Annotated in this window: 19 protein-coding genes and 1 rRNA gene; 7 read left to right on the top strand and 13 right to left on the bottom strand. The window is 67.3% G+C overall.

Features of this window, described 5'->3' with window-relative positions; translation table 11 throughout:
• Nucleotides 1-64: 64 nt before the first annotated feature.
• Nucleotides 65-769, top strand: coding sequence for a hypothetical protein (locus ACFWPK_RS30420; RefSeq protein WP_378921623.1), 705 nt, complete (start codon nt 65-67; stop codon nt 767-769).
• 188 nt (nt 770-957) lie between these two features.
• Nucleotides 958-2,259 (top strand): glycosyltransferase 87 family protein, encoded by a 1,302-nt coding sequence (locus ACFWPK_RS30415; RefSeq protein WP_378921621.1) that lies wholly within the window; start codon nt 958-960, stop codon nt 2,257-2,259.
• Between the two features lies 1 nt (nt 2,260).
• Here the strand turns inward: ACFWPK_RS30415 and ACFWPK_RS30410 are convergent, their stop codons facing one another.
• The 6 genes from ACFWPK_RS30410 to ACFWPK_RS30385 all read right to left on the bottom strand — a co-directional run bounded on the left by ACFWPK_RS30410 (nt 2,261) and on the right by ACFWPK_RS30385 (nt 8,967).
• Nucleotides 2,261-3,070: a hypothetical protein gene (locus ACFWPK_RS30410; RefSeq protein ID WP_378921619.1), complete on the bottom strand. Its 810-nt coding sequence runs from the start codon at nt 3,068-3,070 to the stop codon at nt 2,261-2,263.
• A gap of 209 nt (nt 3,071-3,279) precedes the next feature.
• A complete protein-coding gene (locus tag ACFWPK_RS30405) occupies nt 3,280-3,828 on the bottom strand; it encodes a DoxX family protein (protein ID WP_378921617.1) in 549 nt (182 codons plus the stop codon).
• 185 nt (nt 3,829-4,013) lie between these two features.
• Nucleotides 4,014-4,427 carry a hypothetical protein gene (locus ACFWPK_RS30400; protein ID WP_378921615.1) on the bottom strand — a complete coding sequence of 138 codons (414 nt, stop codon included), beginning with the start codon at nt 4,425-4,427 and terminating at the stop codon, nt 4,014-4,016.
• A gap of 68 nt (nt 4,428-4,495) precedes the next feature.
• Nucleotides 4,496-5,857 carry an NCS2 family permease gene (locus ACFWPK_RS30395; RefSeq protein WP_378921613.1) on the bottom strand — a complete coding sequence of 454 codons (1,362 nt, stop codon included), beginning with the start codon at nt 5,855-5,857 and terminating at the stop codon, nt 4,496-4,498.
• Nucleotides 5,858-5,940: 83 nt separating this feature from the next.
• A complete protein-coding gene (gene glgP, locus ACFWPK_RS30390; RefSeq protein ID WP_378921611.1) occupies nt 5,941-8,511 on the bottom strand; it encodes an alpha-glucan family phosphorylase in 2,571 nt (856 codons plus the stop codon).
• A gap of 36 nt (nt 8,512-8,547) precedes the next feature.
• A complete protein-coding gene (locus ACFWPK_RS30385) occupies nt 8,548-8,967 on the bottom strand; it encodes a VOC family protein (RefSeq protein ID WP_378921609.1) in 420 nt (139 codons plus the stop codon).
• A 79-nt stretch (nt 8,968-9,046) separates the two neighbouring features.
• Here ACFWPK_RS30385 and ACFWPK_RS30380 point away from each other — a divergent pair, with 79 nt between their 5' ends.
• The 3 genes from ACFWPK_RS30380 to glgB are packed head-to-tail and all read left to right on the top strand — an operon-like array spanning nt 9,047 to nt 13,845.
• Nucleotides 9,047-9,637 (top strand): TetR/AcrR family transcriptional regulator, encoded by a 591-nt coding sequence (locus ACFWPK_RS30380; RefSeq protein WP_378921607.1) that lies wholly within the window; start codon nt 9,047-9,049, stop codon nt 9,635-9,637.
• A 51-nt stretch (nt 9,638-9,688) separates the two neighbouring features.
• On the top strand, nt 9,689-11,689 hold the full coding sequence (locus ACFWPK_RS30375; RefSeq protein WP_378921606.1) for a maltotransferase domain-containing protein: 2,001 nt from the start codon (nt 9,689-9,691) through the stop codon (nt 11,687-11,689).
• On the top strand, nt 11,689-13,845 hold the full coding sequence (gene glgB / locus ACFWPK_RS30370; RefSeq protein WP_378921604.1) for a 1,4-alpha-glucan branching protein GlgB: 2,157 nt from the start codon (nt 11,689-11,691) through the stop codon (nt 13,843-13,845). The genes ACFWPK_RS30375 and glgB overlap by 1 nt, the downstream gene beginning before the upstream one ends.
• Nucleotides 13,846-13,868: 23 nt before the next feature.
• Here the strand turns inward: glgB and ACFWPK_RS30365 are convergent, their stop codons facing one another.
• From ACFWPK_RS30365 to ACFWPK_RS30350, 4 genes are all read right to left on the bottom strand, one after another.
• Entirely contained in the window at nt 13,869-14,261 is a 393-nt protein-coding gene (locus tag ACFWPK_RS30365; protein ID WP_378921602.1) for a nitroreductase family deazaflavin-dependent oxidoreductase, read from the bottom strand.
• A 77-nt stretch (nt 14,262-14,338) separates the two neighbouring features.
• Entirely contained in the window at nt 14,339-15,205 is an 867-nt protein-coding gene (locus tag ACFWPK_RS30360; RefSeq protein WP_378921711.1) for a tetratricopeptide repeat protein, read from the bottom strand.
• 61 nt (nt 15,206-15,266) lie between these two features.
• Nucleotides 15,267-15,635, bottom strand: coding sequence for a DUF3817 domain-containing protein (locus ACFWPK_RS30355; protein ID WP_378921600.1), 369 nt, complete (start codon nt 15,633-15,635; stop codon nt 15,267-15,269).
• A gap of 105 nt (nt 15,636-15,740) precedes the next feature.
• On the bottom strand, nt 15,741-16,925 hold the full coding sequence (locus tag ACFWPK_RS30350; RefSeq protein WP_378921598.1) for an acetyl-CoA C-acetyltransferase: 1,185 nt from the start codon (nt 16,923-16,925) through the stop codon (nt 15,741-15,743).
• A gap of 196 nt (nt 16,926-17,121) precedes the next feature.
• On the opposite strand from ACFWPK_RS30350, the gene mce reads away from it, so the two are divergent.
• Nucleotides 17,122-17,583, top strand: coding sequence for a methylmalonyl-CoA epimerase (gene mce, locus ACFWPK_RS30345; protein WP_378921596.1), 462 nt, complete (start codon nt 17,122-17,124; stop codon nt 17,581-17,583).
• 86 nt (nt 17,584-17,669) lie between these two features.
• Nucleotides 17,670-18,668, top strand: a complete 999-nt coding sequence (locus tag ACFWPK_RS30340; protein ID WP_378921594.1) for a hypothetical protein — start codon at nt 17,670-17,672, stop codon at nt 18,666-18,668.
• A gap of 102 nt (nt 18,669-18,770) precedes the next feature.
• On the opposite strand, the gene ACFWPK_RS30335 is transcribed toward ACFWPK_RS30340, so the two are convergent.
• From ACFWPK_RS30335 to rrf, 3 genes are all read right to left on the bottom strand, one after another.
• Nucleotides 18,771-19,061, bottom strand: a complete 291-nt coding sequence (locus tag ACFWPK_RS30335; RefSeq protein ID WP_378921592.1) for an ATP/GTP-binding protein — start codon at nt 19,059-19,061, stop codon at nt 18,771-18,773.
• A gap of 11 nt (nt 19,062-19,072) precedes the next feature.
• The gene (nucS, locus tag ACFWPK_RS30330) at nt 19,073-19,816 is read right to left on the bottom strand and encodes an endonuclease NucS (RefSeq protein WP_378921590.1); all 744 of its coding nucleotides are present in this window, start codon (nt 19,814-19,816) and stop codon (nt 19,073-19,075) included.
• A 77-nt stretch (nt 19,817-19,893) separates the two neighbouring features.
• Nucleotides 19,894-19,984, bottom strand: a 5S ribosomal RNA gene (gene rrf, locus ACFWPK_RS30325); the annotation flags it as partial.

Below are 19,984 nucleotides of genomic sequence, written 5' to 3'. Positions count from 1 at the left end.
AATCACGATGACCACACTCGTGAATCCGCGAGCGTGCGAACGCAACTCGTGAGAACGTGTGGTGATGATGCACCACGCCGATGGCGAGGTACTCGGCGAATTTCTGGTCAGTGCACGATCTTTGGCCGAGTACCGCGCGATGTTCCATCTCTCCGACGATGATCTTTCCGGTCGTCGTGTCCTCGATTGTCCCGGCGGCGCAGCGAGTTTCGCGGCCGAGGCGAGCGCGTTGGGCGCCGAGGTCACCGCGATCGATCCCATCTACGCCACCCCACCGATCGAACTGGCCGCCCGCGCGACCCCCGAAACCGAACGCGCCGTGGCCTGGGCGCACTCCCATGCCGATCGCTACCGCTGGGACTGGTACGGCTCCACCACCGAGCACGCCGCGATCCGCCGCGGCGCCGCCGCCCGCTTCGCCGACGATGTGCGCGCCGCGCCCCACCGCTACCTGGCCGGCTCCTTACCCGCACTCCCCTGCCCCGACGACGCGTTCGATCTGGCCCTGAGCTCGCACCTGCTGTTCAGCTACGCCGACCGGCTCGACGCCGACTTCCATCTGGCCGCCCTGCTCGAATTGGCTCGCGTCGCCACCACCGAAACCCGCGTCTACCCGCTGCTCGACTACACCGGCGCCCCGCTCGACGACCTCATCGACCACCTGCGCACCGAACTCCACGACAAGGGCATCTCCACCTCCCTGGAAAAGACCGGATATGAGTTCCACCACGGCGCCGACACCATGCTGACGTTGCGTCCGGCCGCCTGATGGGCGCGGGTACAGAGCGCTCGGCGGCCGTCGAGAACGCTTCGCCGACAGTCGTACCCGCTTTCATGTCGTTTTCCTACCGAAGTCGGTCCGCCACCGACCGCCGTCGACCCGGCGCGGTAAGTTCTTAGTCGTGCATACGATGCGGGCCGGCCGGTAGCACGGCCGTGGCGGAGAGATCTCGAGGCGTGGCACTACCGCGCACGACCCTGACGCTGCTTCTGCTACTCGGCACCGCTGTCGCAGGCGTGACACTGCTGTTCACGACCATGGATCCGTGGATGGACAAAGGCGGCATTCTCGTCGGTGGTCTCGACGTCCACATCTACCGCGACGGCGGCTGGCGGGTGGTGCACGAACGCGCGCTCTACATCGACCCGACGCACTACGGCTTGCTCTACACCTACACACCGTTCTCGGCCCTGGTGTTCCTGCCGCTGCTGCTGGTTCCGTGGGCGCACGTCACCACGACATGGATGGTGCTCAACCTGCTCGTGCTGTTCGGGGTTGTCCTGCAAAGCTTCCGGATGCTCGGCTACCGTGCCACCCCCAAGCTGGCCGCCGTCAGCGCGCTACTGACCCTGGCCTGCACGTTCGCCGAACCGGTGCGCACCACGCTCTACTACGGGCAGATCAATCTGGTGCTGATGCTGGTGGTGATGTGGGACTTCTCTCGCGCCGAGAACAGCACGTTGCGCGGTATCGGCGTCGGCATCGCCGCGGGCATCAAGCTGACCCCGCTGTATTTCATCGCCCAGTACCTCGCCCAACGGCAGTGGCGCGCCGCCGCGACGGGCGCGCTCACCTTCATCGGGTCGATCGGCCTGACCGCACTGGTGCTGCCGAGCGATTCCTATCAGTACTGGACGTCGACGTTCTTCCATTCCGGGCGCATCGCCCCCGACGTCCACCCCGCCAACCAGTCCCTGCGCGGCGCCGTCGCCCACCTCACCAACGGCCCCGCGCCGGTGTGGTTGTGGCTGTTGATCGCGATACCGATCGTACTGGTGGCCCTGTGGCTCTCGGCTGTGCTGGTCCGCCGCGGCGAACCCCTGCTCTCGGTCACCCTCGGCGGTCTCACCGCCTGCGCCGTCTCCCCGTATTCCTGGGGCCACCACTGGGTCTGGTTCGTCCCGCTCCTCGTCTACCTGATCCACCGCGCCCAAACCCGCGCCCCCTGGTGGCTCGCCGCGGCCGCCCTCTACGTGGCCACCGCCGCCTGGACCTACACCTACACCCCCACCTGGGTGAGCGTGGGCACTTTCCTGCTTCCCCCGTGGTGGCCGCTGCCCCAGGTCCTGATGAACATCTATGTGATCATCTACCTGATCACCCTGGCAGGCATCGCCCTGCACCTGCGCACGCGCAAGCTACCCCCGGCCCCCATCGAGCCGGTTATCGATCTCCCTGTCCCTGAACAACTTTCACCCGGAACCCGGGCCGCCGCCGCCTCGCACCCCGACGACGACCGCCCGGCGATGATGAACTGAACTACCCGCAGGACCAATCGAAAACGCCCGACTCCAAGTCGAGTTGGGCATTGCCGCCGCCGAAGTTCATGCCGGAGATCTCTTCGATCTCCAGGTAGTACGGGGTCAGCCCCTCGGGCAGAGCCTGGACGGGGAACGCGGTGCCACCGAGGTGGGACCGACCGAAGAGCGGCTCGGCCCACGTGGTCCAGCCGGAGTCCTCGGTGAGCGGGTCCTGGTACTTGGTGTCGGGCTCGTATTCGACCGGAGGGATGCCGACGTTGGGGTCGGCGGTGCGCTCGGCGAGCCAGACACCGATGGTGGGGTGGACATCATCCCAGGCGTTGCAGCCTTCATCGCTCGCGGTCGGCGATCCGGGCCTGCGAATGTCGGCGGGCGGGGCGACCGGGCCGCCGGCGAATTCCTTTTCGGTGAGCCAGATCAGGGCGAAAGCGCCGCCGATCTCGTCGTGCATGATCTGCGATTTCGGGTGCGGGCGGGTGGCGACCACATCGCGGGCAAGGGGATCGTCCGACGACGCGTCGGCCTCGACCGCATCGGTACCGGCGAACTGCCCCTCGCCCTGAAAGAGCGCGATCGCGGGAAACCCGGAGCCGCGGCGCTGGAAATCGGTGGGCAGACGCAGAGTGAGCGCGTGCATCATCGGCAGGCCGGTGACGGGTCCGCGCGGCCAGGTGGCCGGATCGATCGCCGGGCCTTCGCTGCCGATCCAGCCGGAGCGCACCGGCGCGTCCAGAGCCAGCGGATCACCATCGGGCGTCTCGGCCAGTTTGTCCGCCGAGTCCCCGAAACCCAGGTCGTAAGCCTTCATCGCAGCTCTCCTCTTCCATGCACGGACAATGCGGTGGCGCCGCTGAGAACAAGCGCCGCCACGAGGTTAATCGCTGCCACCGACTCCCCGCGCGTGCTCGGTGGAACCACGGGCATACGACCGATGACGAATCGACTCGGCGTCGAACGAAAGAGGCGGCGCGGCAACCGAGATCCCGGTCACCGCGCCGCCTCCTGACCACGATCGGATCAGAGCACAGCCTTGAAGATCAACGTCACCACCGCGGCCACGACGGCGAGCGCGACGGCCCCGGCGCCCCACACCACGCCCTGTCGCTGCCACGGCCGCCCGGCGTCGAGCGAGAAACGACCCGGCCCGGTGAACGCCAACGCGGTCGCGGCCAGCGCGAACAGCAGCGGCGTCGAGAACCCCTGCACCGACGGATCGGCAGGGAAAAGCCCACTGCTCCACAGCAGGTTGATGGCATTGATCATCGTCCCGAGCACAATGGCCGCGGCGAGCGGCGTGAACAGCCCGAACACCAGCAACAGCCCACCGACCAGTTCGGCGAGCCCGGCCAGTGTGCCGAAGACTTCGCCGGGGTTGTAGCCCATGCCGGTGAAGCCGTCGGCATTGGCGCGCCAGCCGGGTCCGTGCAACCAGCCGAACAGTTTCTGGGATCCGTAGGCGGCCATCAGTCCACCGAAGCCGAGGCGCAACACCAGCAGGCCGATGCCTGCGGCGTTGGTCTCGTCGGTGGTGACGGTAGGAGTGGTGCGGGTAGCGGTGTCGGTCATCGTGTCCTCATCTGCGATTCGAAACATGCCCGCAACCGGACCGTGGTCCGATTGCCTTCCTCGATCACAACCCTGGGTCCAGTACCACTATTTCACGCCATTCCCGGCAATTATGTGATCCCAGTCACAATCGATCGAAAAGGGCCGCCCCACCGGGACGGCCCTGATCGAAATAATTCCTCAGATCACCACGCCATGGTGGCGTAGCTGACCAGAGTCTGCTCGGACTCCTGCGACAGCTTCCAGGTGCCGTCGATGTTCTTCCAGGTCACCGGGATCGGGAAGGCGTAGTCGCCGAGGCGGCTGTTCAGGGTGGCCGAGAGGGTATCGCCGTCGACGGTGACCGGGCCGGAGACATCCCAGCTGTAGCCGGGGATCCGGTTCACGGTGTCGCGCACGACCGAGAGGCCGCCCGCGTTGCCCGACTCGAGCTCTGCCGACGAGCCGTTCATGGCCGCCTGCAGCTTGCCGTACAGCTGACCAGCCGAGGGCGTGGCCGGCGCGGCGATCGCGGCGGGGGCGGTGGCGACGACGGCCGCGGTGACCGGCGCGAAGATGGTGGCAAACGCCATCGACGCGGCAACAAGCGAGCGCTTCATGGGTAGATCTCCTCTAGTTAGGCAAGCCTAGGCTAGCCTGAGTATAGACACACCTATGGCCGGAACGTCTACTCGACCAGGAAGATGAAGTAGGCGAGGAACAGCACCATCAGCGCCCACATGGCCGGGTGCACGTCCTTGATGCGACCCTTGGCGACCATCACGATCGGGTAGAAGATCATGCCCATCGCCAGCCCGTTGGCGATCGAATACGTCAGCGGCATCATGATCACAGTGATGAACGCGGGCACCGAGTACTCGAGATTCTGCCAATCGATATCACCCAGCGAACGCGCCATCAGGATGCCGACCACGATCAGCGCGGCCGAGGTGATCTCGGCCGACGCGGCGACCACCGAGAAGATCGGATAGCAGAACATCGCGAGCAGGAACCAGCCCGCGGTGGTCACCGCCGTGAGTCCCGTTCGACCACCCGCCGACACACCCGCCGTCGATTCGACATAGGCGGTGGTGGTGGAGGTACCGATGATCGCGCCCGCGGTCGTGCCGACCGAGTCGGCGGCCAGCGCACTTGCCGCGCGCGGCAGGGTGCCGTCCTTGTTCAGCAGACCGGCCTGGTTGGCGACGCCGATCAGAGTGCCCGAGGCATCGAAGAAGTCGACGAACAGCATGGTGAGAACGACCACGATCATCTGCCCGGTGAAGGCATCCGGCAGGTGGATGATCGCCTGGCCGAACGTCTGATCCAGGCCCTTCGGCATCTCGGCGATGCCGTCCGGCACGCCGACCAGACCGGTCACCATGCCCAGGATCGTGGTCGCGACGATGCCGTAGAGCACGGCGCCGTGCCAGCCGATCACCAGGAAGATCACGGTCACGATCAGGCCGAACATGGCCAGCAGAGTGGTGCCCTTGGTGAAATCGCCGAGGGCCACCAGGGTGGCGTCACTGTTGACGACGATGCCCGCGTTCTTCAGACCGAGGAACGCCACGAACAAACCGATACCCGCGCCGACCGCGAACTTCATCTGCAACGGAATCGCGTTGAGGATCCGTTCCCGGACCTTCGTGACCGCCAAGATGAAGAAGATGATGCCCGACAGCAAGGTGCCCGACAGCGCCACCTGCCACGGGATGCCCATGCTGAGCACCACCGTGTAGGCGAAGAACGCGTTGAGGCCCATGCCCGGCGCGAGCGCGATCGGGTACTTCGCCCAGATGCCCATGACGAGAGTGCCGAAGACCGCGGCGACGGCAGTGGCCGTGAAGACCGCCTGCATCGGGATGCCCTTGTCGCCGAGGGCGCCCTCGTCACCGAGGATCGACGGATTCACCGCCAGCACATACGACATCGCCAGGAACGTGACCGTGCCCGCCATCGCCTCGCGCTTGAAGGTGGACCCGCTCGACGAGATACCGAAATATCCGTCGATGCGCCCTCGGGCGCGGGTGACGACATCGCTGGCCATGACTCTCCTCTATGTTCGACCTCGGAACGGTAGCGGAAAGTTCACTGAATCGAATAACCCGGCACTCGGGTCACCGTGTACGGTTACGCGCCCGCGACGGCCACCAAGCCCAGTTCGACGTCGGAGGCGAGCGATGCGTTGTGGGCAAGCACACGAACGGTGTACCCGACAGCGCCCGACAGCGGGACCGGAGCCTGGATCGAATACAGCTCGCTGCCGTCGTCGGCGCCGGTGTGGTGCATCTCGAGGGTGGTCGTGTCGGAGAGGTCGTCGGTCGGCGAGACCCGGCCGAGTACCGCCTGCACCACCACATCCGAGGGCGCGAGCCCGCCGAGTTCGATGCGCGCGTGCAGCGACAGTTCCGCGCCGATCACCGGGGTGTCGGGCAGGCCCGAGCTGTCCACCTGCGCGATCCGTACCGACGGCCACGCGGCGTCGACCCGCCTGCGATATTCGGCGACCTCGACGGCACCCGTGAATTTGTCGGCGGCGGCTCGCGCGAACGCGGCGGCCGCGGGTCCGTAGTACTGCTCGGCGTAATCGCGCACCATCCGCGATGCCAGGACCTTGGGGCTGGTGGTCTGCAAGGTGTGGCGCACCATCTCGGTCCAGCGAACCGGCACGTCACTGCCGTCACGGTCGTAGAAGCGCGGCGCGACAGTGCGTTCGACGAGTTCGTAGAGTGCCGAGGCCTCGAGGTCGTCGCGGCGGGCCTCGTCGCGGACGCCGTCGGCGGTGGGGATGGCCCAGCCGTTCTCACCGTCGAACATCTCGTCCCACCAGCCGTCGCGGATGGACAAGTTGAGACCGCCGTTGAGCGCGGACTTCATGCCCGAGGTCCCGCAGGCTTCGAGCGGGCGCAGCGGATTGTTCAGCCACACATCGCAACCCCAGTACAGGTAGCGGGCCATCGACATGTCGTAGTCGGGCAGGAAGACGATGCGCCTGCGCACCTCGGGGTCGTCGGCGAACCGCACGACCTGCTGGATCAGCGCTTTGCCGCCGTCGTCGGCGGGGTGGCTCTTGCCCGCGACCACCAGTTGCACCGGACGTTCGGGGTCGAGCAGCAGCGCGCGCAGACGGTCGGGGTCGCGCAGCATGAGGGTGAGTCGCTTGTAGGTGGGTACACGACGGGCGAAACCGATGGTGAGCACGTTCGGATCGAAGACGTCGTCGATCCAGCCGAGTTCGGCGTCGGCGGCGCCGCGCTGTCGCCACGACTCGCGCAGCCTGCGCCGAACTTCGGCGATCAGTACGCCGCGCAACGTGTTTCGCGTCGACCACAGCTGACCGAGGTCGACATCGCTGAGCTTCTCCCAGCCCCGCGCCTCCTCGACCAGTTCGGGGCCGACGAGTTCGCGCGCCTTGTCGATCCACTCGCGCGCGGCCCAGGTCGGGGCGTGCACACCATTGGTGACCGAGCCGATCGGCACCTCGGCCGCGTCGAATCCCGGCCACAGCGCCGCGAACATCTCCCGGCTGACTTCACCGTGCAGTTTCGATACGCCGTTGGCGCGCTGAGCCATTCGCAGACCCATGTGCGCCATATTGAACACCGAGGGATCGCCCTCCCGGCCGAAGGCGAGGATCCGGTCGACGGAAAGTCCCGGCAGCAACGCTGATTCGGACTCACCGTGCGAGCCACCGAAGTACCTGCGCACCAACGGCATCGGGAACCGGTCGATGCCCGCGGGAACCGGGGTGTGGGTGGTGAACACGGTGCCGGCCCGCACCGCGGCGAGCGCGGTCTCGAAATCCAGTCCGCCCGCGATGAATTCACGCATCCGCTCGAGACCGAGGAAACCCGCGTGACCCTCGTTCATGTGAAAGACATCGGGATCGGGGAGTCCGTTGGCGCGGGTGTAGGCGCGCACCGCGCGGACGCCACCGATTCCGGCCAGGATCTCCTGTTTGATGCGGTGGTCCTGGTCGCCGCCGTAGAGCCGGTCGGTGACGGCGCGCAGTTCGGGATCGTTCTCGGCGATATCGGAATCGAGCAGCAGCAACGGAATCCGGCCCACCTGCGCGATCCACACCCTGGCCCGCAGCACCCGGCCCTCCGACATGCCGACGTGGATGAGCACCGGCGAGCCGTCGCTGGTGAGCAGCCGCAGCGGCAGACCCTGCGGGTCGAGCGCCGGGTAGTGCTCCATCTGCCAGCCGTCCGCCGACAGCGACTGCCGGAAATACCCCGAGCGATACAGCAGCCCGACGCCGATCAGCGGCAGCCCGAGATCCGACGCGGCCTTGAGATGATCACCGGCGAGAATGCCGAGACCGCCGGAGTAGTTCGGCAGTACCTCGGTGACGCCGAACTCCATCGAGAAGTAGGCGATCCCCGCGATGTCGGTGCCGGTCTGCTCCTGGAACCAACGTGGCCGAGTCAGATAGTCGCGCAATCCCGCGGCGGCCGCGTCGACCCGCCCGGTGTACCCGGGATCGGCGGCGAGCTCGTCGAGCCGCTCGGCGGGCACCTCGCCGAGCATCCGCACCGGGTCCTGGCCGACTGTCCGCCACAACTGCGGGTCGAGCTCGGCGAACAGATCCTGCGTCGGGCCGTGCCACGACCACCGCAGGTTCGTCGACAACTCACCCAGCGCGGCGAGCCGCTCCGGCAAATGGGCACGGACAGTGAACCGACGAAGTGCCTTCACCCCGGAAGAATAAACGATCGCGCCCGCGCGGGGGGCTCAGGTGAACAGTGCGGCGAACTCGGAGCTGGGCGGGATCTCGGTGATCACGTCGATCAGGACGCCGGCGGGGTCGGCGACGATGAAGTGGCGCTGGCCGAAGTCTTCGGTGCGCAGCTCGAGTTCGGGGTGCAGGCCGCCGGTCTTCACGAGCCGGTCCCACTCGGCGTCGACGTCGTCGACCTCGAAGTTGAGCAATACGCCCTGGACCGGTTTACCGAAGCCCGCCGGGATCGTGGGGTGGGTGGGGTCGAGCAAGGCCAGTTCGTAGGTCGGCTCGTCGTCGGCGCCCGGCCGCCGCAGGCTGATGTACCAGTCCGCCTCGAAGACGATCTCGAAGCCGAACCAGGTCGTGTAGAAGTCGCGCGATTCCGCGATCCGGGGTGTGGCGAGAACGGGGTAGTAGCCGCTGAGTTTCATGGGATCACCTTTCACATACCGTCGGTATGTATCGTACGATAGTTCACATACCACCGGTAGGTCAATGGGAGGACGGTCGATGACATCGACAACACGGACGCGGCAGCGCGAGGAGACGCGGCGCGTCCTGCTGGCCGAGACACGGGCGTTGTTCGCCGCGAAAGGCTATGCCGCCGTGGGGTTGTCGGAGATCGTGACGTCGGCCGGGGTGACCAAGGGCGCGCTGTATCACCACTTCGACAGCAAGGCCGACCTGTTCCGCGCGGTCCTCACACAGGTGCAGGAGGAGGTCGGCGCGCAGGTGGCCGCCGCCGCGGACACCGAGGCCGACCCATGGACGCAGCTGACCACCGGCTGCGCCGCGTTCCTGCGCGCCTGCGCCGACCCCCTGGTCCAACGGATCCTGCTGATCGACGGCCCCGCTGTCCTCGGCTGGCACGAATGGCGCGCCATGGACGAGGCCAATTCGGCCCGCCACCTCCGCGAAGCCCTGCAATCGCTCGTCGACGACGGTGTTCTTCCTCCCCAACCGATCGCCCCGCTGACCCAACTGCTCTCCGGCGCGATGAACGAGGCCGCGCTGTGGCTGGCCACCACCACCGACCCCGACGCGCTGACCGACACCATCGCCGCCCTCGACCGGCTCCTCGCGGGCATACGCATCGCCTGACCCCCGGCCACGAACGCTCCCCACCCAGCAAAAATGCAGTAAGTTAGCCGAGTGACCGGCCGGATTGCCATCGATGACATCGCCCCGTCCATCCCCGGCGGCCGCCCGGCCAAAGCCGCAGTCGGCGAGGTGTTTCCCGTCCGCGCCGTCGTCTGGCGCGAAGGTCACGACGCGGTAGCCGCCACCCTGGCAGTCCGGGCCCCCGGCTCCTCCCGGATCACCCGCGTCCGCATGTCCCCCGACTACCAACCCGACGTCTTCAACGCCCTGTTCACCCCCAACACTCCGGGCGTGTGGACCTACCGCATCGAAGGCTGGAGCGACCCCATCGCCACCTGGCGCTCGGCCGTCGAAGCGAAATTGTCCGTCGGCCAGACCGCCGCCGACCTGGCCAACGACCTAGAGACCGGCGCCATCCTCTTCGAACGCGCCGCCCAAGCCGTCCCGAAGAAGCAGTTCGAACGCCTGCGCGCCGCCGCCACCGCCCTGCGCGGCGACGAACAGCTCCCGTCCCGGGTCGCCCCCGCGTTCTCCGAGGAGGTCGCCGAGATCCTGCGCGCCACCCCGCTGCGCGAGATGGTCACCCGCGGCACCCAGTTCTCGGTCCTGGTCGAACGCCGCCGCGCGCTGGTCGGCTCCTGGTACGAATTCTTCCCGCGCTCCACCGGCGGCCGCGATGCCGAGGGCAACCCGATTCACGGCACCTTCGCCACGGCGGCCCGCGAACTCCCCCGGATCGCGGGCATGGGCTTCGACGTCGTCTACCTCCCCCCGATCCATCCGGTCGGCGAGATCAATCGCAAGGGCCGCAACAACGCCCTCACCACCGAACCGGGTGACGTGGGCTCCCCCTGGGCCATCGGCTCGGCGGACGGCGGACACGATGCCGTGAACCCGCTACTCGGCACCGAAGCGGCCTTCGTCGAATTCGTCTCCGAGGCAACGGCTCTCGGCCTCGATGTCGCCATCGACCTGGCCCTGCAATGCGCCCCCGACCATCCCTGGGTCGCGGCCCACCCGGAGTGGTTCACCACCCTCCCCGACGGCACCATCGCCTACGCCGAGAACCCCCCGAAGAAGTACCAGGACATCTACCCGGTCAACTTCGACAACGACCCCGACGGTCTCTACGCCGAGATCCTGCGCGTGGTCCGGCACTGGATCTCCTTGGGCGTCACCATCTTCCGTGTCGACAACCCGCACACCAAGCCTGCCGATTTCTGGGAGTGGCTGATCACGGAGCTGCGCCGCACCGACCCCGACGTGATCTTCCTGTCCGAAGCGTTCACCCGCCCGGCCCGTCTCTACGGCCTGGCCCGCCGCGGCTTCAGCCAGTCGTACACGTATTTCACCTGGCGCGTGCACAAGTGGGAACTCACCGAGTTCGGCTGCGAGATCGCCGCCAAGGCCGACGAAGCCAGACCGAATCTGTTCGTGAACACCCCCGACATCCTGCACGAGAGCCTGCAATACGGCGGCCCCGGCATGTTCGCCATCCGTGCCGCCCTCGCGGCCACCCTGTCCCCCACCTGGGGCGTGTACTCCGGTTTCGAAATGTTCGAACACGAGGCCGTCCGCGAGGGCAGCGAGGAATACCTCGACTCGGAGAAGTACGAACTGCGTCCTCGCGATTTCGCCGGCGCCCTCGAACGCGGCGAATCGCTGGAACCGTGGCTCACCCGCCTCAACGAGATCCGCCGCAATCACCCCGCGCTGCAACAGTTGCGCAGCATCCACTTCCATCACGTCGACAACGACGCGCTGATCGCCTACTCCAAGATCGATCCGGTCACCGGCGACGCGGTCCTGGTCATCGTGAACCTGAACCCCTATGCCGCTGAGCAGGGCCACATTTCGCTCGATCTCCCCGCTATCGGCCGCGAATGGCACGACCATCCGGTGGTCTTCGACGAGGTCAGCCGCGAGGAATACCACTGGGGCCAGCGCAATTTCGTGCGCCTCGACCCCGCGCGCGCGGTCGCCCACATCCTGTCGCTTCCGGGAGTCCCCGCCGCCGCCCGCGCACCGCTGGCCTACCGCGAGACACTGTGATGAAGCGCCGCGACCTCATGCTGCTGGCCGCGGGCACCCATACCGACCCGCACACCGTCCTCGGCGCGCATTCTCATGCCGACGGCACCGCGGTCCGGGTCCTGCGCCCCCATGCCGACACGGTGACAGTGCTCGTCGGTGCGTCCGAACATCGGCTGAAGTCGTTGGGCCACGGCATTTTCGACGCCGTCCTGCCCTATCCGCAGATCGACGACTACCGGATCCGCGCCGAGTACCCGGGCGGCCAGACCGTGATCTCCGCCGACGGCTACCGCTTCCTGCCCACCGTCGGCGAATTCGACCTGCACCTCATCGGCGAAGGCAGGCACACCCGCCTCTGGGAAGTACTCGGTGCCCACCCACGCCACTACACCACCCTCGACGGCGAGGTCGACGGCACCTCCTTCGCGGTCTGGGCGCCGAATGCCCGCGGTGTCACCGTGTTCGGCGATTTCGACCACTGGAGCGGCACTTCGGCGCCGATGCGCGCGCTCGGCAGCTCGGGGGTGTGGGAGGTGTTCGTGCCGGGTGTCGGACCCGGTACGCGCTACAAGTACCGGATCCGCGGCGCCGACGGACGTGTCGTCGATCACGCCGACCCCCTTGCCTTTTCGACCGAGGTACCGCCCGCGACCGCGTCGGTGGTCACCCGCGCCGACCACGTGTGGACCGACAGCGCCTGGCTCGACCAGCGCGCGAGAACCGACGCGGTCCGCTCCCCCATGAGCGCCTACGAGATCCACCTCGGTTCCTGGCGACCCGGCCTCGACTACCGCGAATTGGCCCACCAGCTGGCCGATTACCTGCGCGCGACCGGATTCACCCACGTCGAACTGCTGCCGGTCGCCGAGCACCCGTTCGGTGGTTCGTGGGGCTACCAGGTCACCTCGTATTACGCCCCGACCTCGCGTTTCGGCAGCCCCGACGACTTCCGCTACTTCGTCGACCACCTGCACAACGCGGGCATCGGGGTGCTGCTGGACTGGGTCCCCGCGCACTTCCCCCGCGACGAATGGGCACTGGCCCGCTTCGACGGCACCCCGCTCTACGAACACCCCGACCCGCGCCGCGGCGAGCAACTCGACTGGGGCACCTACGTTTTCGACTTCGGTCGCAACGAGGTCCGCAACTTCCTGGTCGCCAATGCCGCCTTCTGGATCGAGGAGTTCCACATCGACGGCCTGCGCGTGGACGCCGTCGCCTCGATGCTGTACCTGGACTACTCCCGCCCCGAAGGCGGCTGGGAGCCGAATATCTATGGCGGCCGGGAGAATCTGGAGGCGGTCGAGTTCCTGCAGGAACTCAACGACACCGTGCACGGCGCCCATCCCGGCGTGGTCACCATCGCCGAGGAGTCGACCACCTGGCCCGGCGTCACCCGCGGCACCGACGTCGGCGGCCTCGGTTTCAGCATGAAGTGGAACATGGGCTGGATGCACGACACCCTCGGCTACCTGGGCCGCGACCCGATCCACCGCTCCTGGCACCACAACGAGATGACGTTCTCGCTGGTCTACGCGTGGAGCGAGAACTACGTGCTGCCGATCAGCCACGACGAGGTCGTGCACGGCAAGGGCACGCTGTGGACCCGCATGCCCGGCGACGACTTCGCCAAGGCGAGCGGCGTGCGCGCCCTGCTCGCCTACATGTGGGCCCACCCCGGCAAGCAACTGCTGTTCATGGGCCAGGAATTCGGCCAGTTCCGCGAGTGGGACAACGACCGCGGCCTGGACTGGCAGGAGCTGGAAAATCCACTCCACCAGGGCATTTCAACCATGGTCGCCGACCTGAACCGCACCTACACCGCCCACCCCGCATTGTGGACGCAAGACGCCACCCCCGGCGGCCACTCCTGGATCGAAGCCGACGACAGCACCGCCAACGTCTTCGCCTTCCTCCGCTGGGGCACCGACGGCAGCGCGGTGGCGGCCGTCTTCAACTTCTCCGGCTCCACCCGCGAGAACTACCGCATCGGGCTGCCCCACGCCGGTTCCTGGCACGAGATCCTCAACACCGACGCCCATGAATACGCGGGCTCCGGCATCGGCAACCTCGGCATCGTCACCGCGGGCAGCACCCCCAGCCACGGCCACCCCGCCTCGGCCACCGTTACCATGGCTCCCCACAGCGCCCTCTGGCTGTCCTCGAAGCCCTGATCCGCACGGCCGCGGCGAAGGGCCTAACGCTCCAGGTCGACCCGGATCGTCAGCAGGTCGGTACCGAACGCCCGTACCGCGGTGCTGTTGTAGCGCGGCAGCTGCCGCAGCCTGGCCCGCGCATCGTCATCGGGCAGCAGCACGGCGGTCCCCGGGTACCAGCGCCCGCCCAGTCGCACCCGGACCTTGCTGTCGGCCTTGATATTGCGCACATACTGCGAGCGATCCCCGAACTCGGAGACCAGCCAGAACTCGTCGCCGACGCGCCGGCCACCGATCGGTGTGACCCGCGGCTGCCCGCTCACCCGACCGACCGTCTCGAGCAGCTGCTGACCGGGCAGCCTGCCCAGGATCGGGTTGAGCCGCCGCTGCATCGCGGTGACGATCCGATGCTGAATATCGTTCTTGGACGCCATATTTCGACCGTAGCACCGGTGCCACACAGCGAAGCCGCCCCAGCGGTGTTCGGCCGGGGCGGCTTCGAAGTCGGGTGTCAGTACAGGACGGCGGCGAGCTTGCGACGGGCGGCGATCACGAAGGGCTCGGCGGGGTCGAACAGCTCGAACAGCTCGAGCAGTCGGGTGCGTGCCGTGGTGCGGTCATCGCCCGCGGTGCGCTTGATGATCGCGATGATCCGCTCGAAGGCCGCCTCGGGGCGCTGCTCGAACATTTCGATGTCGGCGGCGTCGAGTGCGGCGTCCAGGTTCGCCGGGTCGGCGTCGGCGGTGGCGACCACGGCCGGGTCGAGCTGCTGGGCCCTGGTCAGGAAGCGCAGCTGACGCAAGGCGGCCTTGGCTTCCTCGTTGCCGGGCTCCTCGGCGATGATCGCCTCGTAGGCCGCCTCGGCGCCGGCGAAGTCACCCTCGGACAGTTTGTCCTCCGCGTCGACGAAGCGCGGGTCCTCGACCTCGGGTTCGGCGGGGGCCGCGTCGGGGTCGCCCTCGAGCTTGCCCGCGGTCGCGTCCATCACCGCGTCGAGCCACTGGCGCACCTGCGGGTCCGGCTGCGCGCCTTCGAAATCGGCCAGCGGCTGCCCGCCCGCCACCGCGATCACCGTCGGAATGCCCTGCACGCGCAGCGCCTGGACGATGTTCATGTTGGATTCGGCCTCGATGACGGCCAGATCCCAGGCACCGCGGTCTTCGGCGTTGAACCGTTCCAGCGTGCCGACCAGCTCGACGCTGCCCGCGCTGCGCTGCGAGAACAGCACGACCACCACGGGCACCTGCGTCGAGCGCCGGATCACCTTGGCTTCGAAATCCGCCTCGGTGACCGTGTGGTTCCCCGAGGCCGGAGCAGCGGCACCGCCGGGTGCGGCGGGCGGCTGCTTCAGCGCGGACAGATCCACCGCACCGGACATGGCGGCGGCAGCGGTGGGCGAAGGACGGCGGGCAGCGGGTCGAGTCACGCTTTCCAGTTTGTCACGAAGCCGTCGGCGTGGCAGCCGCGGAGCCCTTGCTCGCGTCGGCGCTCAGCTCACCCAGCTGACCGGTGCGTACTGCCCAGACCTCGAAGATCACGGTGAACAGCGGCGGAATGCTCGACGCCAGCGCCAGCACCGTGGTCTTCCAGTTCCAGTTCAGTTCGCGCGAGGCCAGCAGCGCCGTGATCACGAACAGCACGAAGATCACCCCGTGCACCGGTCCGAAGATCTTCACGCCGATCTCGTTGCCCTCCGCGGGCAGGTACTTGAACGCCATACCGGTCAGCAGCCCGATCCAGGACAGTGCCTCGAGCACCGCGAAGAACCGAAACCGACTGGCCGTTGACCGCAAATCGAAGAAACCCATGGCCCCCATTGTGCAGCATGATCTACGACACCGAGTAGTTGGACCGGTCACAACGAAAGCCCTGGTACTCGCGAGGAATACCAGGGCTTTCGTGGTCGAACAGGATCAGGCAGGAACACGGATGATCAGCGCGTCACCCTGACCGCCACCACCGCACAGGGCGGCCGCACCGACGCCACCGCCGCGACGCTTCAGCTCCAGCGCCAGGTGCAGCAGGATGCGCGCGCCGGACATGCCGAGCGGGTGGCCGATCGCGATCGCGCCACCGTTGACATTGACCTTCTCCGGGTCGAAGCCGAGCTTGCGGGTCGAAGACACACCGACGGCCGCGAACGCCTCGTTGATCTCGATCAGATCCAGATCGGCGGGCGTGATGCCCTCCTTCGCGCACGCGGCGAGGATGGCGTTGGCAGGCTGGTCCTGCAGGGTCGAATCCGGACCGGCGACCTGGCCCGCGGCGCCGATCTCGGCGATCCACTCCAGACCCAGCTCTTCGGCCTTGGCCTTGCTCATCACGATCACCGCGGCCGCGCCGTCGGAGATCTGCGAGGCGGTACCCGCGGTGACGGTGCCGTCCTTGCGGAAGGCCGGACGCAGCTTGCCCAGCGACTCGACGGTGGTGTCGGCGCGAATGCCCTCGTCCTCGGTCACGTAGACCGGCTCACCCTTGCGCTGCGGCACGGCGACCGGCACGACCTCGTCTTCGAACAGACCGTTCTTCCACGCGGCGGCAGCGCGCTGGTGCGAGGCCGCGGCCAGCGCGTCCTGCTCCTCGCGGCTCACCTTGTCCAGGTCGTTGCGATCCTCGGTGAGCAGGCCCATGGCCTGGTCGGTGATCACGTCGTGCAGACCGTCGTAGGCCATGTGGTCGACGAGGGTGGTGTCGCCGTACTTGAAGCCCTCACGGCTCTTGGGCAGCAGGTGCGGGGTCTGGCTCATCGACTCCATGCCACCGGCGACCACGATCTCGTGCTCACCCGCGCGGATCAGCTGATCGGCCAGCGCGATCGCGTTGATGCCCGACAGACAGACCTTGTTGATCAGGATCGACGGCACATCCATCGGGATGCCCGCGGCGATGCCTGCCTGACGCGCGGGCAGCTGCCCCGCACCGGCCTGCAGCACTTGGCCGAGGATCACGTAGTCGACCTGCTCGGGCGCGACGCCGCCCTTCTCGAGCGCGGCCTTGATCGCGACACCGGCCAGATCCGAGGCCTTGAAGCCCTTCAGACCGCCGAGCAGCCGACCGACCGGGGTACGCGCACCGGACACGATGACAGAAGTGGTCACGAAAGCCTCGCATTCATTGAGTCGAACCTCGCCGGACGCAGGCGGCATCGCCGCACGGGTTCAGGAGTTGACCTCCACGGTAACCGGTATCGGCCCGCGCCCGGCACGCAGGTCGGCGTACCTGCGTCTACGCTGCGGCCGTGCGCAACGCGCGGGCGGGCTCCCCACTCGCACACACAAGCGCTAGCTTCGTGGGGTGACCAACGAGAAGTTCATCCCCGCCGACTACGTCATCGCCATCGACCACGTGGGTATCGCCGTGCCCGACCTCGACATCGCGGTGGCCTGGTACACCGACAATCTCGGCATGGTCGAGACCCACCGCGAGGTGAACGAGGCCCAGGGCGTCGTGGAGGCCATGCTGTCATGCCCCGCCGCCGCCGACCGCGCGACCGCCCTGCAGTTGCTGGCCCCGCTCACCGCCGAGTCGACCATCGCCAAGTTCATCGACCGCAGCGGCCCCGGACTGCAGCAGCTGGCCTACCGGGTCACCGATATCGAGGCGGTTTCGGACTTCCTGCGCGGGCGCGGCGTGCGTTTGCTGTACGAAGCCCCCCGCCACGGGACCGCGGATTCCCGCATCAATTTCATCCATCCGAAGGATGCTGGCGGTGTGCTGGTCGAGCTCGTGGAGCCGAACCCGGATGTTACGCACTAGTACGCCGGTACTGTCGGTAAATCTCGGCGAGATCACAATCACGGTCGAGTCTCCATAGCCTCGCTCGAGGCTGTATTTTGTGTGCCATGTCGTCACCTGAGTCCGATCGCAATCGCTTCGTTGCACTGCCCTTCACCGTTGTGCGCAAGGGTTATGCGCAAGACGAGGTGCGCAACTACTTCGACCGCTTCGACGCTGAGCTCCGCGTCACCGCCACCGACCGGGACGCTGCCGCAGCGCAGGCCCGCAATCTCGCCAGCCAGCTGGAAGATGCACGTGACGAGATCGACGAGCTCCGCAAGGAGGTCGACCGGCTTTCCGTGCCGCCGACCACCGCCGAAGGCATGTCCGACCGCATCTCGCGCATGCTGCGCCTGGCCTCGGACGAAGCGTCCGAGGTCCGCGCGCTGGCGCAGGCCGAAGCCGCCGAGATGGTGTCGATCGCCGAGCAGCAGGCCACCGAGATGCGTGGCAAGTACGAGTCGCTGCTCGCGGAGACCAAGGAGAAGCGCGAGGCGCTCGAGATCGAGTTCGAGCAGACCCTCGCGAACGCGCGCACCGAGTCCGCCAAGATCATCGAGGCCGCCCAGGCCGATGTGGAACGTCTCGGCAAGGAGGCCGAGGCCAAGCGCAAGGCCACCCAGCAGGACTTCGAGGCCACCATGAACGATCGGCGCACCAAGCTGACCCGTGCCATGGAGGAGCTCGAGGCCACCAGTCGCGCCGAGGCCGCTCAGCGGATCAAGGACGCGACCGATGAGTCGAACCGCCTGATCAGCTCCGCCACCCAGACCTCCGAGCGCAAGATCGCGCACGCGAAGGAACTGGCCGAGGAGATGCGCGTGCTGCGCGGCCGGGTCCTGGCCCAGCTGCTCGGTATCCGTGGTCAGCTCGACTCGGTGCCCGCCATGCTCGCCGCCGTCAACCGCGAGAGCGAGCTGCTCGACGGCACCCCCGAGCGCAAGTCGATCAGCAACGGCAACAGCAACAAGTCGGTGTCGAGCTCGCGCCAGAACAAAGCCATCCCGGAGGTCGCCGACGAGGACATCGTCGACGAGGACCGCGAGAGCGCCGACGTCAACTAATCAGTCTGTCGGACTCGTCACGACATTCACCTGGAAAACCGAAGGCCGCCTCGAATAATCGAGGCGGCCTTCGGTTTTCTTCGTATGCTGGTCGGTTGCGCGTCAGGACCAGCGGCGGGTGATGCCGCGGGTACGCCTGCCGTTCCAGCAACCCTGGTGCCAGTGCCTGCGGTCGTCCTCGCCGCCCTCGGCGGCCCAGGCGACGATATGGGCGACACCGACCGCGATCTCGTGGTCGCAGCCGGGACACCGGTAGGTCTTCACCGCGCGGGCACCGGGAACCGTTCGCACGATATAGGTTTCATCGCCAGGGCCGTCCTCGGTGCGGCCGTAGACGTCGCCGATCGGCGCGGGCCCCGTAGGACGTCCCGTGCGTGGTTTACGTCGCGGCATCCCACTTCCTCCTAGAACAGGCGGAAAACGTTGCTCTCCGTGCCACGTAGCTCGTCGTAATCGAGCGTGAGGCAGCGGATTCCACGGTACTCGGCCAGCGTCTTAGCCTGCGGCTTGATCTGCTGCGCCGCGAACACCCCGGACACCGGCGCCAGCAGCGGGTCTCGGTTGAGCAGTTCGAGGTAGCGGGTGAGCTGCTCGACGCCGTCGATGTCACCGCGTCGCTTGATCTCCACCGCCACCGTGGCACCGTCGGCATCGCGGCACAGCAGGTCCACCGGGCCGATCGCGGTCATGTACTCGCGTCGCACCAGGGTGTAACCCTCCCCGAGCTTCGTCACGTGTTCGGCGAGCAGCTCCTGCAGATGCGCTTCGACGCCGTCCTTCACCAGGCCGGGGTCGACGCCGAGTTCGTGCGAGGAATCGTGCTCGATCTCCTCGATGGTAATCCGCAATTCCTCGCCGGCCTTGTTGGTCACCACCCACAGCGCCTTCGCGATCACGGGCTCCGGTGTCTGTCCCTCCCGCAGTGGCGTGACACCGTCTGGCAGCTCGGCGAGCATCGCGTCCGGCACGTCCTGCTCCACCAGCCAGCACGGCGGACTCATCCAGTTCAGCGGCTTGTAGGAGCCGCCGTCGGAGTGCACGAGCACCGATCCGTCGGCCTTGATCAGCAACAGCCGACGAGCCATCGGGAGGTGGGCGGTCAGTCGACCGACATAGTCGACCTGGCAACGAGCAATGACGAGGCGCACCCAAAGCACTGTAGGCGACGGTCCTCGGAACGCAAAAAGGCCCTCCAACCGAAGTTGGAGGGCCTTTCGCAAAGATGTTCCGGCAGTGTCCTACTCTCCCACACCCTGTCGAGTGCAGTACCATCGGCGCAGGTGGCCTTAGCTTCCGGGTTCGGAATGGGACCGGGC

Origin of the sequence: Nocardia sp. NPDC058519, from assembly GCF_042719755.1 — a bacterium.
Taxonomy (GTDB): Bacteria; Actinomycetota; Actinomycetes; order Mycobacteriales; family Mycobacteriaceae; genus Nocardia.
Note: the sequence above shows the minus strand (reverse complement) of the source record. Positions and strands in the feature narration are given on the sequence as shown.